12 protein-coding genes are annotated in these 13,304 nt (G+C 45.2%); all 12 read left to right on the top strand.

Annotated features, from left to right (window positions below; all coding sequences use genetic code 11):
• Positions 1-51: 51 nt before the first annotated feature.
• The 12 genes from AC07X6_RS18105 to AC07X6_RS18050 all read left to right on the top strand — a co-directional run bounded on the left by AC07X6_RS18105 (position 52) and on the right by AC07X6_RS18050 (position 13,136).
• Positions 52-1,962 (top strand): SLBB domain-containing protein, encoded by a 1,911-nt coding sequence (locus tag AC07X6_RS18105; protein ID WP_494791906.1) that lies wholly within the window; start codon positions 52-54, stop codon positions 1,960-1,962.
• A 128-nt stretch (positions 1,963-2,090) separates the two neighbouring features.
• A complete protein-coding gene (locus AC07X6_RS18100; RefSeq protein ID WP_494791905.1) occupies positions 2,091-3,317 on the top strand; it encodes a GumC family protein in 1,227 nt (408 codons plus the stop codon).
• Between the two features lie 82 nt (positions 3,318-3,399).
• Positions 3,400-4,170, top strand: coding sequence for a glucose-1-phosphate cytidylyltransferase (gene rfbF / locus AC07X6_RS18095; RefSeq protein ID WP_494791979.1), 771 nt, complete (start codon positions 3,400-3,402; stop codon positions 4,168-4,170).
• Positions 4,170-5,237, top strand: a complete 1,068-nt coding sequence (rfbG, locus tag AC07X6_RS18090) for a CDP-glucose 4,6-dehydratase (protein ID WP_494791904.1) — start codon at positions 4,170-4,172, stop codon at positions 5,235-5,237. Before rfbF ends, rfbG begins: the two co-directional genes overlap by 1 nt.
• 30 nt (positions 5,238-5,267) lie before the next feature.
• Positions 5,268-6,593, top strand: coding sequence for a lipopolysaccharide biosynthesis protein RfbH (gene rfbH / locus AC07X6_RS18085; protein WP_494791903.1), 1,326 nt, complete (start codon positions 5,268-5,270; stop codon positions 6,591-6,593).
• Between the two features lie 2 nt (positions 6,594-6,595).
• Positions 6,596-7,507, top strand: coding sequence for an NAD-dependent epimerase/dehydratase family protein (locus tag AC07X6_RS18080; RefSeq protein WP_494791902.1), 912 nt, complete (start codon positions 6,596-6,598; stop codon positions 7,505-7,507).
• A 116-nt stretch (positions 7,508-7,623) separates the two neighbouring features.
• On the top strand, positions 7,624-8,865 hold the full coding sequence (locus AC07X6_RS18075) for a polysaccharide biosynthesis protein (protein WP_494791901.1): 1,242 nt from the start codon (positions 7,624-7,626) through the stop codon (positions 8,863-8,865).
• Between the two features lie 11 nt (positions 8,866-8,876).
• Positions 8,877-9,707 carry a glycosyltransferase gene (locus tag AC07X6_RS18070; protein ID WP_494791900.1) on the top strand — a complete coding sequence of 277 codons (831 nt, stop codon included), beginning with the start codon at positions 8,877-8,879 and terminating at the stop codon, positions 9,705-9,707.
• 29 nt (positions 9,708-9,736) lie between these two features.
• On the top strand, positions 9,737-10,360 hold the full coding sequence (locus AC07X6_RS18065) for an acyltransferase (RefSeq protein ID WP_494791899.1): 624 nt from the start codon (positions 9,737-9,739) through the stop codon (positions 10,358-10,360).
• Positions 10,361-10,454: 94 nt separating this feature from the next.
• Positions 10,455-11,102, top strand: a complete 648-nt coding sequence (locus AC07X6_RS18060; RefSeq protein ID WP_494791898.1) for an acyltransferase — start codon at positions 10,455-10,457, stop codon at positions 11,100-11,102.
• 16 nt (positions 11,103-11,118) lie between these two features.
• Entirely contained in the window at positions 11,119-12,252 is a 1,134-nt protein-coding gene (locus tag AC07X6_RS18055) for an NAD-dependent epimerase/dehydratase family protein (protein ID WP_494791897.1), read from the top strand.
• Entirely contained in the window at positions 12,249-13,136 is an 888-nt protein-coding gene (locus tag AC07X6_RS18050) for a glycosyltransferase family 2 protein (protein ID WP_494791896.1), read from the top strand. Before AC07X6_RS18055 ends, AC07X6_RS18050 begins: the two co-directional genes overlap by 4 nt.
• Positions 13,137-13,304: the final 168 nt, after the last annotated feature.

Raw genomic sequence — 13,304 nt, 5'->3', positions numbered from 1 at the left:
GCATGGCGCCCCTTTACTCATACAACATCATTTATCCAGACAAAGACCAGCATGAAAAAGCAACTTCGTACTTCCCCGCCTTTCGTGAAACACGTGATTTTCTCGGCTTGCCTGCTGGGTGCAACTTCGGCCTATGCCGCAGGGCAGGATCTGGACATGGCTGACATGCCGCGTTCGAACCTGTCTCGAGCACAGGCAAGCGAGTCGGGCGCAGGTTCCTTGCCTAGTATTCGTAGCGGCCGCAGCGATCCGCGCCAGGAAAAAGCGCTGGCTGCCAATAATCTCGGCAAACAGGCTGCGGCAGCTACCAAGGCCGGCGCTTTTGAAACGTATGTCGATGGCGTCACTGGGCAGAAACTGAACATCTTCGGCAAGGATCTGTTCAGCGATGTGCCATCCACCTTTGCACCGCTCGATGGTGTCCAGGTGAACCAGGAATATGTGATTGGCACGGGTGACGAGTTGCAGGTACGCGGCTGGGGCATGGTCGATATCGATGTCAGCGCCACGGTCGACCGCAGCGGCGCGATTTTCATCCCACGCGTCGGCTCCATCAAGGTCAGCGGCGTGCAGTACAAGGATTTGCAGGGCTACCTGAAGAAAGCCATTGGCAAGATCTATACCAATTTCGACCTGACAGCGAGCATCGCGCAAACGCGCGCCGTGCAAGTGTACGTGGTCGGCCATGCGGTGCGACCTGGCACCTATACCTTGAATTCCATGAGCACCCTGCTCAACGCCCTGTTTACATCGGGTGGCCCGGACGCTACCGGCAGCATGCGCAATATCCAGCTCAAGCGCGGCAAGGATACCGTCAGTACCTTCGACTTGTATGACATGCTGGTCAAGGGCGACAAGAGCCGCGACGTGACCCTGCGCGATGGCGATGTTATTTACATTCCGGAAGTCGGTCCCTTGGTGGCCTTGACGGGCAACGTAAAACAGCCGGCCATTTTCGAATTGAAAGGCAATGCCAGCCTGTCCGATGTATTGACCTGGGCCGGCGGCTTTGATTCGGCAGCGGAAACGAAGCAAGTGATCGTTGAAAAGAACGTCAACAATCAATACAAAACGGTGGTGGAACTGATCGCCGACCAAACAGTCACAAGCAGCCAATTGGCGAGTATCCAGGTAAAACCAACCGATGTGCTGCGCGTATTTGCGCCGGGTGCCGTGCCGGTCCAGGCGCAAATCCAGAATGAATACGTGCGCGTGGCTGGCGAAGCAAAGCAGAGTGGCATTTTCTTGTTGAAAAAAGGTGAAACCTTACGTGAACTGATCGCCCGTGTCGGCGGCGTGAATGACAACGGCTATCTGTACGCCACCCAGTTGAACCGTGAATCCGTACGGCGTGCCCAGCAAGTCAAGTTGAATGAAGTGGCGGACCGTTTTGAGCGCGACCTGGAATCGAATGCTACCCAGCGTATGGCCGCCTCTGGCGACAAGGATAACGCAGCGAAGGCTGCGGCCGAAGTCGAGCAGCAGCGCCGCATCGCACAAAAACTGCGCAGCATCAAGGCTGAGGGCCGCATTGTTCTGGATCTGCCAGGTGTCGATACGCAAATCAAGAACTTGCCCGACTTGCCCTTGCAGGATGGCGATACCATTCTGATCCCGCGTCGCCCAGGCACTGTGGATGTGCTTGGCTCGGTATTCCAGCAAAACGCCTTTGTCTACCGCCCACAGCGCACGGTCAATGACTATGTGCAACAAGCTGGTGGCATCACCTCGAACGCGGACAAATCCGAAATGTACGTGATTCGTGCCGATGGCACGGCGCAGAGTGGCCAGGGGACAGGCTGGTTCAGCGGTATTGGCGGCGCGGCGTTGAATCCTGGTGATACTGTCGTGGTGCCTGAGAAAATCGAACGCAGCACATTCATGCAGAGCGTGAAGGACTGGACAGCAATCTTTTACCAGTTTGGTTTGGGTGCCGCAGGTTTGAAGGTGTTGAAGGACTGATTGAAAATATCATATTTAATTTTCCATTAATTTTGAATTTTTAATCACCGATTGCAGTAAGTTTGTGGTCAAGTGATTACGGTTCGTTAAATCTGGAGTCGTATTCCGGATTTAAAATAGATTGTTACTTGAAAGAAAAAATGATGTCTGAGCAAATGGTGGGAAAAAAGGAAAGTGTGCTTGCGGCTGAGAAGAATAATGATATTCATATTCTAGATTTATTGGTGCTGCTTGGTGAAAATAAGAAAATACTATTCACTATTCCTTTTCTTTGTTTGTTGCTTGGAATAGCAGCAGTATTTTTCATTATTAGTCCGAAATTCTTGTCAAAGTCTACTATTTTGCCTCCGCAACAACAGCAAGGATCTGGTATGGCGGCAATGTTGGGGCAACTGGGCGGGTTGGCCAATGCGGCAGGGGGGATTGCTGGATTGAAGAACCCGAGTGACCTTTATGTCGGGATGTTAGAGAGCCGGACTGTGGCTGATAATTTGATTAATAAATTTGATTTGAAGAAGAAATTTGATGTAGATACTCTCGATGATGCTCGGAAAAAGCTTGAGATAATCGCCGAAATCACGAGCGCAAAATCAGGAATTATCTCGATTGCTGTAGAAGATACTGATCCAAAGTTCTCCGCAGAATTGGCTAATTCTTATGTTTCCGAGTTGTCGGTATTGACGCAGAATCTGGCTATAACAGATGCTTCACAGCGGCGATTATTCTTTGAGAAACAGCTGGTGAAGGCAAAAAATGACCTTGCCGACTCTGAAATTGCTTTGCGTAACATTCAGAAAGATACTGGAATTATTCAGCTTGAAGGTCAGGTAAAAGGAATTATTTCTAATGTTGCGCAAATGGAAGGGGCAATTGCTGCGAAAGAGGTGCAACTTGGAGCAATGCGAAGTTTTGCAACCAATAACAATCCGGAAGTCATTCGCTTGCAACAGGAAATCCAAGGTCTGCAGAGCCAAGTTGAAAAATTAAAACGTGGACCAGAAAGCAGGAGTGGAGATGCGCTTGTGTCGACGTCAAAGTTGCCAGACATTGGCGTGGAATATATCCGTGGATTACGCGATGTGAAGTATAACGAGACAATTTTTGAATTGCTTTCGAAGCAATATGAATTAGCCAAGATCGATGAGGCAAAAGAGTCTTCAAGTGTTCAAATACTGGATAAGGCTGTTCCTGCTGAGAGGAAATCAAAACCGAAAAGAATTTTTATTTTGATAGGTTCAGTTATTATTGGTTTTGTTTTTTCAATATTTTTTATTTTCATGCGCGAATTTTATCGTTTTTCACGGGAAAATGAGAAATCGAGAGAGCGTTGGGTAAAGTTGTCCAAGGTTTGGTAATGTTGATTTGTTTATACTGATTTTATTGCTTGGTGTTGCTTTAAAGATTTTTATTGTTTTTAAATATATTTTTGGTGAAAAAATGAAAGCAGTCCTTCTCGCCGGTGGTTTGGGTACCCGTATTAGTGAAGAAACGTCCACCAAACCAAAGCCGATGGTGGAAATTGGTGGCAAACCGATTCTGTGGCATATCATGAAGACATATTCGGCGCATGGCGTCAATGAATTTATTATTTGTTGCGGCTATAAAGGCTACGTCATCAAAGAGTATTTCGCCAACTATTTTTTGCATACCTCGGACGTAACGTTTGATATGCAGAATAATCAGATGGAAGTGCACGCGCGCAACGCTGAGCCGTGGAAAGTCACGTTGGTTGACACCGGTGATGAAACCATGACCGGTGGCCGCTTGAAGCGCGTCAAGCAGTATCTGGAAGGTGAAGAGGCATTTTGCTTTACCTACGGCGATGGCGTCAGCGACGTCAATATCACCGAATCGATCGCCTTCCACAAAGCGCATGGCAAGCTCGCGACCTTGACGGCGACCCAACCGCCTGGCCGCTTTGGGGCGCTGATTCTGGATGGTCAGAAAATTAACAGTTTTCAAGAGAAACCACAGGGTGATGGTGCCTGGATCAATGGTGGCTATTTCGTTTTGTCGCCCAAAGTTATCGATTACATCGCAGACGACAGCAGCACCTGGGAAAAGCAGCCCCTGGAGCGCTTGGCTAAGGAGGGGCAACTTGACGCCTTCTTTCATCGTGGTTTCTGGCAACCGATGGATACCCTGCGCGACAAGGTACAGCTGGAAGAACTGTGGCAGTCGGGCAAGGCGCCCTGGAAGGCAGCTTGATGAATCCCGCGTTCTGGCAAGGAAAACGTGTTTTCCTCACCGGTCATACCGGTTTCAAGGGGGGGTGGCTGAGCCTGTGGCTGCAGCAGCTTGGCGCCGACGTGACCGGCTATGCGCTGGAAGCGCCCACCACCCCCAGCCTGTTTGAAGTGGCCAACGTGGGGCGCGGCATGCGGTCGATCATTGGCGACGTGCGCGATGGTGATGCCGTCAAGCGCGCTATGGCCTCAGCCAGCCCGGATATCGTCATTCATATGGCCGCACAGCCGTTAGTACGCTACTCGTACGTGAATCCGGTGGAAACGTATTCCACCAACGTAATGGGTGTGGTTAATCTGCTTGAGGCCGTACGTGCCACGCCTGGCGTGCGCGCGGTGGTAAACGTCACTAGCGACAAGTGCTACGAAAACCGCGAATGGCCGTGGGGTTACCGCGAAAACGAGGCCATGGGTGGCTACGATCCCTACAGTAACAGCAAGGGCTGCGCCGAGTTGGTGACAGCTGGCTATCGCAGCTCCTTCTTTCATGCCGACAAATACGCCGAGCACGGCGTGGCGCTGGGCAGCGGCCGCGCCGGTAACGTCATCGGTGGTGGCGACTGGGCGTTGGACCGATTGATTCCCGACATGCTGCGCGCCATTGGTGCTGGCGAACCGGTGATGATCCGTAATCCCCACGCCATCCGTCCGTGGCAGCACGTGCTCGAGCCACTCAGTGGATATCTGACTTTGGCGGAAAAACTGTACACCGAAGGCCCCATGCATGCCGAGGGCTGGAACTTTGGTCCGCACGATACCGACGCCAAGCCCGTCGGATGGATCATCGAGCGCATGACGCAAGAGTGGGGCGCCGGCGCTTCCTGGTCGCTCGATGGCCAGGATCATCCGCATGAAGCGACTTATCTGAAACTCGATTGTTCCAAGGCACGCGGCCAGTTGGGCTGGCATCCGCGTTGGGATATTGGCCAGACCATCGCCAAAATTGTCGAGTGGCATAAGGCGTGCGACCAGAGTGCTGACATGCATGCAATGACGCTGGCGCAAATCGCCACATATCAAAATACCTAATAAATTACCTAATAAATTGAAGGCTGTACCATGAGCGAACAACTGACCCAACAACAAATCCGTGAGCAAATCGCCGCCTTGGTGGCGCAATATGGCGCACTGGCCAGCGTACCGAAACCATTCGAACCGGGTGTGACGGTGATTCCACCTGCCGGTAAAGTCGTTGGCGCGCCTGAGATGGGCATGATGGTCGAAGCCTCGCTGGACGCCTGGCTGACCACGGGCCGTTTCAATGACGAATTCGAACAGCGCCTGGCCAAGTTCATCGGTGTCGAGTTCCTGATCACGGTCAACTCCGGTTCTTCGGCCAACCTGGTGGCTTTCTCGGCGCTGACGTCGCCCAAACTGGGTGCGCGCGCTATCCAGCCTGGTGACGAAGTTATCGGTGTGGCTGCTGGTTTTCCAACCACCGTCAATCCCATCCTGCAGTTCGGTGCCGTTCCTGTCTTCGTTGACGTGGAACTGGGCACCTATAATATCGATGCCTCGAAAATAGAAGCGGCCATCACCGACAAGACCAAGGCCATCATGCTGGCCCATACCCTGGGTAATCCGTTCAACCTGGAAGTCATCGTCGCACTGTGCAAAAAGTACAATCTGTGGCTGGTGGAAGATTGCTGTGACGCCCTGGGTGCCACGTACAACGGCCAGATGTGCGGCACCTTCGGCGACATCGGTACCATGAGCTTCTATCCTGCACACCACATTACCATGGGCGAAGGCGGCGCGGTGTTTACCAACAATCCGGAACTTAAAGCCATCGCTGAATCGTTCCGCGACTGGGGCCGCGATTGCTATTGCGCGCCGGGCAAAGACAACACCTGCGGCCAGCGTTTCTGTTGCAAACTGGGTACGTTGCCGGAAGGCTATGATCACAAGTACACCTACAGCCATCTGGGTTACAACCTGAAAATCACGGACATGCAAGCAGCCTGCGGTCTGGCGCAGATGGACCGCGCGGCAGGTTTTGTGCAGACGCGTAAGGACAACTTCAACTACATGAAAAACGGCCTGCAGAGCTGCGCGGAGTTCTTGATCCTCCCGGAAGCGACGCCCAATTCGGATCCGTCCTGGTTCGGTTTCCCGATCACCTTGCGTCCGGAAGCCAATGTTGACCGTGTCAACCTGCTGACGTTCCTGGATCAGCACAAGATCGGCACGCGCCTTCTGTTTGCCGGCAATCTGACGCGCCAGCCATACATGATCGGTCGCAACTATCGTGTTTCGGGCGAGCTGACGAATACGGACCGTATCATGCACGATACCCTGTGGATTGGCGTGTTTCCTGGCTTGACCAAGGAAATGATGGATTTCTCAATCAGTAAAATTGAAGAATTTTTTGGTGTGAATTTCTAATTATGAAAGTACTGATTACAGGAGTGACCGGTTTTTTAGGTAGCCGCCTCGCGAAATATTTGATTGAGACTGGTCATTCCGTAATCGGTTTAAAACGGAAATCGTCGTCGACGTCCAAAATTGATTTGATATCAGACAAGCTGGAGCTATTTGATATTGAGGATGGTTTGGACTTTCTTAATTCTGAAATAGATGCTGTTATTCATACTGCCACTTGTTATGGAAACAAGGGCGAAGCGGTATCCGAAATCTTAAATTCCAATGTCATTTTCCCTCTAAATTTGATGGAAAAAGCGAAAGCAAAAAATATTCACATCTTCATCAATGCAAGTACTTTTTTCTGCAAAGCAGATGATGATTATGGATATTTAAATAAATATATTAAATCAAAGAAGATTTTTCATGATTTTGCTAAATCTTTCAGCGATATTAATGAAATGAAATTTATAAATGTCAGTCTGGAGCATATGTATGGACCAGGTGATGCAGATAGTAAATTCATTACAGACGTAACGAAAAGGTTACTTCGTCATGAGGCGGTCATTGATTTTACTCCAGGAAATCAGATTCGTGATTTCGTCCACGTGAATGATGTCGTGTTTGCATTTGATAGAATATTGCATTATGCTAAAAATAGTTTCGAAGGAAACTATACCGAGTTTGAAGTAGGAACTGGTACGGCGACTTCGCTCAAGGATTTTATAACTATGATTCACTCCTTTTCGAATTCGAAAACAGAAATGAATTTTGGTGCATTACCATATAGAAGCTCAGAAATCATGTGCTCCAAGGCGAATACTGAAAATCTGATCGTAAAAACAGGCTGGAGTTCAAGGGTTTCCATGGCTGAAGGTATCCAGAGCATTTTATCTGATCTGATGCAAAAAAATACTTGCTTAAACAAAGAAGCGTGATTCAGGAGCGGTTGGAATTAGTGATCAACTTGAAAAATTTGATGAGAATTTCTTGATGCCATGTGGCTAGCAGAAAATAAAATAGAGAAATTCTTTTTCATGTCAGTATTTAAGAAATGTTAAAAAAAATATTTTCAAAATGGGAAGAAAAGAAAATATTTTCAACCGCATTGGTTATTATTTTAAGAATAGTTTCAATTTGTATCGGGTTTGTTTTTATTAAGACCTATACAAATAATCTTTCTACTGACCAGATAGGTAAATATTTCTATCTTGTTACACTATCTTATGTAATGAATTCATTGGTATTTGTCCCCATTGATTATTACTTACAGGCAAGGTTGGCATTGTCGGGGAAAATCATACCATTGGGTATGATATGGAATTTAAACCAACGGGTGTGTCTTCTTGCTCTCTTTCTTTGTCTCTCCTTTGGTGTGCCGCTCTGGTATTTGGGAAAGATAGAATTTTTTGATCTTTTTGGAATTTATCTTACAGCATTTCTATTTTATCTCTGTGGCTTTTCGAGAGGGCTGCTGAATAATCGCGGTCATAAGATTTTTGTAGTGAATATTTTAATATTTGAAAGTGTATTGAAAATCGTATTGTTTCTTATTGCAGTGATGTACTTTGATGCGAGCGCAGAGTTATTATTGTATTCGACAGTTTTTGCATTCTCAATCGAAATTTTAATTATTGGAATTTATTTTTCAAAGCACCTTCCTTATAGCTGGAGTGATGAAGGTATCGAAAACTATCAAACTGTATTTCGAAAATGTTATGCACTATCGATCGGTGCCATATGTAATCTGGCGCAATTGCAATTCTACAGGTTGATGTATGTATGGGCCGGCGCACCAGCCACTGCTGCAATATATACAGTTGTAAGCAATCTTGGATCTTCAGGAATGGCTGCAATATCATCTGTCTATGCTCAATTATTTTTGCCAAGAATATATGAAACTAAAGGGAAGTACACTTTAACCTATATTAGAAATGCATTGATACTAACTCTGCTGATGGTAATTTCCGCACTTATATTTGGGAAATATGCATTGTTATTTTTGACAAAAAATGATTATGTCGAATATGCGCATGCAATTGGCTTTGGTGTATTGGTTGATGCAGGGAATATGGTTATAGGTGCTGCCACTGTTTTTCTGATGCTGAATAACGCTGCAAGAATAATGATTTTTTACAATGTTGTGGCAGCAATTGGCTCGACAGTTGGGGGGCTCCTTGTAATGACCTACTGGCCCCAAGACGCATTTCTTATTGGAATACCAATAGCGTTATCGCAAATATTTATTGCCACATTTTTGATCTGGCATGTAGCAAGAATTAATAAAATGAAATAATGGAGGGTGTTATGGCTTATTCGGATAAGATTACTTTTGTAATCTTTACTTATAATGAGGAGGCAAGAATTGAGCGTGTGATACGAAATTTTTCGGGATGGGCACGTATATTGATTGTAGATAATCATAGTACGGATGCCACACGAGATATTTCAGAAAGGATGGGCGCGGAAGTATTTTTGAATAAAAATAATGGCTGGTTTGAGGATTATGAGACTATTCAGCGCATTCAGAATAGGGTTGAGACAACTTGGCTGTACTGGGGGTTTGCAGATGAACTTCTTGATCATGAAACACTTGATGTCATTATTCAGGCAGTCGAAAGTGGAAAGTATAAAATAGTTAATATCGCACGTAAAAACTATTATTATGGAAGATTTTGTCATGATGCTTATGCTGATCGTTTGAATCGAATTTTCGAGAAAAATGCTATCGATTTTGTCGGAAATGTTATTCATAGTTTTGGTAAGCCCGCCGTTTCTGACGATAAAATATTATTTTTAAATTCAAAAATATATTTTGTGAGGCATTTTATATCAAATACTGCTAAGTCTTATCTGGCCACTATAGATAGGTATACTGATATACAAGCGCAAGAGCATGCCGATTTCAGTAGTTTTAGACTTTTCTTGCACCTTGCAAAAAGTTTCTTGAAGAATTATATATTTGGGCGGGCTTATAAGGCGGGTAAGCCAGGCTTGTTCTTCGTTTTACAAATGATGTATTATCAAAGCATATTGTTAATGAAGATATATGAGAAAAAAAATAATCTTTCAGGCGAAAGTATTGAGAAATTAAATAACGTAGAGCGCGAAAGCATGCTTAAAATTCAGAGAAAATAAAGATACTTGCGCCGAAATGGAATTGGGTTATGGATACATATAAAATAAATCGATTAAATTTTTATAAGATCAAAAATCGCATTGATTTAATTTTTTCAAAAATGAAATTTCTTCTTTTCTATCAATTCATTTTTGGCTCTTCCGGGCGTTCGGTGGCCATTTACAAACCTCTGCTGATTGTAAATCCACATAGAATTTTTATTGGAAATTTAGTGGTTATCCGCCAAGGCGTACGCCTGGAAGTTGTCATGGCTAATGATCATTCCTCCCCTAAGTTGACTATTGGAAATAATGTCAATATCGAGCAAAATGTTCATATCGTGTGTGGCTGCAATATATCGATTGGTGATAACGTTTCTATTGCTGCCGGCGCGGCAATTGTTGATGTAAATCACCCCCATGCCGATGTCTTAAATTCTGGGAAAATAGCTGACAGAATTGATGTTGAAAATAATTATGTTGAAATAGGCGAAGGTGTGCTGATCGGTTATGGCGCGATCATTTTGCCCAATGTCCGAATTGGGCGACGCGCGGTAGTCGGAGCTTACGCGGTCGTTACAAAAGATGTACCGGAATATTCTACAGTAGCCGGAAATCCCGCAAGGTTAATCAAGAAATATTCTTTTGAGCGGAAACAATGGGAAAGACATTGATATTATGTCCTTGAGATATCTATCTGTACCAACCTGTTTTATTTTTGAATGGTGAGATGCAGGTATTTGTAATAAATAATCGTATGGAGTTTCTGTGCTGGATATATTTTCAGGAAAATATTCTAAATTCAAAAAAATGGACTTTTTTGATTTTTACTCATACTTTCAAGGTATATGCGCTAAAATAAAGAGTCGTGTTATTTATTCTTTGATCTTTGGGAAGATAGGTAATAAATCTTGGATAAAAAAACCGGATCAGGTTTTTGGTGCTGGCCGCATTTTTGTTGGCGATGAAGTTCGAATTGAGCGTGGAGCAATATTGTATGCGGTAAAACGTTACGGCAGCCAGGAGTTCCGTAGCAGGATTAATATCGGCAAGCGGACTTTTGCAAATCGATATCTTAATCTGACTGCAGCTTTTACTATGAATATTGGCGAAGAGGTTGTGTTTGGCCCCAACGTATTTTTGACAGATTTTGATCACGGATATGAAGATATCAAGAAGTCCAGATTAGACACGGAATTGGTATCAAAAGGGCCGATTACTATCGGTGATCGATGCTGGATTGGTGCTAATTCGTTTATTGGCAGTGGAGTAACGTTGGGCGAAGGATGTGTCGTCGCTGCAAATAGTGTGGTAACGAGAAGTTTTCCATCATTTTCTGTTGTGGCGGGATCTCCGGCTAAACTGATAAAAAAATATAATGCTGATGATAAGCATTGGGAAAAAATAATTAAATAATTTTTTGGAAAGAAAGATGAATATTCTTATTACAGGCGGTGCAGGCTTTATTGGTTCAAATCTGGCTCTTCATCTGATTGAGCTAGGGCATGAGATTACCGTGCTGGATAACCTGTCCCCTCAAATTCACGGCATTGACCCGGCTGAATCGTCGCCCTTGTACCAAAGCATCAAAAATCAGGTTCGTTTTGTCGTTGGAAGTGTTTGTGATGAAGCGGCTTGGCGCGAAGTCTTACCAGGGCAGGATGCCATTGTACATCTTGCCGCTGAGACAGGTACTGGCCAGTCGATGTATGAAATAAAGCGCTATGTTGACGTGAATATTGGCGGAACTGGCCTGATGCTGGATCTATTGGCCAATGGAAAGTATCAGGTCAAAAAGGTCGTGGTTGCGTCATCCCGCTCCATCTACGGGGAAGGGAAATATCACTCCGCCGCGCGCGGTATCGTCTATCCAAGTGCGCGGAAAGATGAAGACATGCAGGCCGGCCGCTTTGAACCGCTATGTCCTGAGACCGGTGCACCATTGAGCTTGCTGGCAACTGATGAGGAATCAAAGATTCATCCATCTTCAGTCTATGGCATTACCAAACAGAATCAGGAACAGATGGTAATGACAGTATGTGCCTCACTGGGCATTGGTGCTACTGCACTGCGTTATCAGAACGTGTATGGCCCTGGTCAATCCTTGAGTAATCCTTACACGGGTATCCTGTCCATCTTTTCAACACGTATCAAGAATGGCAATGGCTTGAGCATTTTTGAAGATGGCAAAGAAAGCCGTGACTTCGTCTTTATTTCCGATATTGTTGCTGCGACGACCTTGGCGTTAACAAAGGATGAGGCCGATGGTGAAGTGTTCGGAATTGGTGCAGGTGTCGCCACCGATGTACTGACGGTTGCGCAGTCACTGGTGCATGCTTATGGCATTGATGTACCAATAAAGGTAACTGGCGCTTATCGATTGGGTGATATCCGGCATAATTATGCCGACCTGAGCAAATCGACACGTTTGCTTGGATTCAAACCAGAGGTCGGTTTTGAGCAAGGTATCAAGTTGTTCACCGAATGGGTCAATAAGCAGGCGGTGCAGGCGGATGCCTATGAAGTAAGCATTGCCGAAATGAAACAGCGAGGCTTGTACAAATGACAGTCAAGACCGGACTGGTAACCGTACTATTCAATAGCGCATCGGTATTGCCTGGATTTTTCGAAAGCCTGTCAAAGCAAAATATGCAGGATTATTGGTTATTTATTATTGATAATAGTCTGGATGATCGTTCTTATGTGAAAGCACAGGAATTGATTGAACAATACGGTTTCAAGAATGTGACATTGATGCATAATACCTCGAATGTCGGTGTGGCCGCGGCAAACAATCAAGGTATTAATTTTTCATTGGAAATGGGATGTGAATATGTATTATTGCTCAATAATGATATTGAGTTTAATAACCCTGATCTGTTGGGAGAAATGCTGACATTGGCTGATGCGCGCCAGGAAAAAATGATTGTTCCTAAAATATATTTTTTTGATTCGGGAAAAATCTGGTGTGCTGGGGGCAGTTTTAATCGATGGATAGGTACTACCAATCATACAGGCGAAGGAGAGAAAGATGCCGGCCAGTATGATAAGGATGGCTACACAGAATATGCGCCGACTTGTTTTATGCTCATTCATCGCTCGGTTTTTGATACTGTAGGCATCATGGATGAAAAATATTTTGTCTACCATGACGATACTGATTTTGTATGGCGTGCGGGTTTGGCTGGATATAAAGTCTACTATTGGGCAGCAGGCCAGGTATGGCACAAAGTAAGCAGTAGTACTGGCGGGGGAACGTCGCCATTTTCAATTTACTATGCTCATCGTAATCGAATTTATTTCATCAAGAAAAATTTTTCACCGATACATAAAATAGTGGCGTTTACTTATTTTACCCTCACTCGTTTTTTGAAATGGCGTCTGTTTACGAAAAAATTATTTTCTTCGTTTTATCGTGGAACTCGCGATGGATTAAAAATGAAGACTTAAATGTCAGAAATTTCATTAATGACATGGATGATTCGGAATGGAAGTTGCGGCGGCACCACAATTCGATTGATTTTAAAATTGGCAATATTTAATTCAGAAAAGATCCTCGATGGTAGGATTTTTCTGAAATATTGGGGCCTACCTTAACGGTGTTTACAGATAGTATTT

Source organism: Janthinobacterium sp. GW460-12-1-14-LB5, assembly GCF_059423585.1.
This window is presented reverse-complemented; position numbering and strand designations above follow the sequence as displayed.

What these genes read in the sequence shown, in the direction of transcription:
- AC07X6_RS18065 (WP_494791899.1), top strand. Translation starts at nt 9,737, where the DNA reads ATGGATACATATAAAATAAATCGATTAAATTTTTATAAGATCAAAAAT.
- AC07X6_RS18070 (WP_494791900.1), top strand. Translation starts at nt 8,877, where the DNA reads ATGGCTTATTCGGATAAGATTACTTTTGTAATCTTTACTTATAATGAG.
- AC07X6_RS18075 (WP_494791901.1), top strand. Translation starts at nt 7,624, where the DNA reads ATGTTAAAAAAAATATTTTCAAAATGGGAAGAAAAGAAAATATTTTCA.
- AC07X6_RS18105 (WP_494791906.1), top strand. Translation starts at nt 52, where the DNA reads ATGAAAAAGCAACTTCGTACTTCCCCGCCTTTCGTGAAACACGTGATT.
- AC07X6_RS18055 (WP_494791897.1), top strand. Translation starts at nt 11,119, where the DNA reads ATGAATATTCTTATTACAGGCGGTGCAGGCTTTATTGGTTCAAATCTG.
- AC07X6_RS18080 (WP_494791902.1), top strand. Translation starts at nt 6,596, where the DNA reads ATGAAAGTACTGATTACAGGAGTGACCGGTTTTTTAGGTAGCCGCCTC.
- rfbF (WP_494791979.1), top strand. Translation starts at nt 3,400, where the DNA reads ATGAAAGCAGTCCTTCTCGCCGGTGGTTTGGGTACCCGTATTAGTGAA.
- rfbG (WP_494791904.1), top strand. Translation starts at nt 4,170, where the DNA reads ATGAATCCCGCGTTCTGGCAAGGAAAACGTGTTTTCCTCACCGGTCAT.
- AC07X6_RS18050 (WP_494791896.1), top strand. Translation starts at nt 12,249, where the DNA reads ATGACAGTCAAGACCGGACTGGTAACCGTACTATTCAATAGCGCATCG.
- rfbH (WP_494791903.1), top strand. Translation starts at nt 5,268, where the DNA reads ATGAGCGAACAACTGACCCAACAACAAATCCGTGAGCAAATCGCCGCC.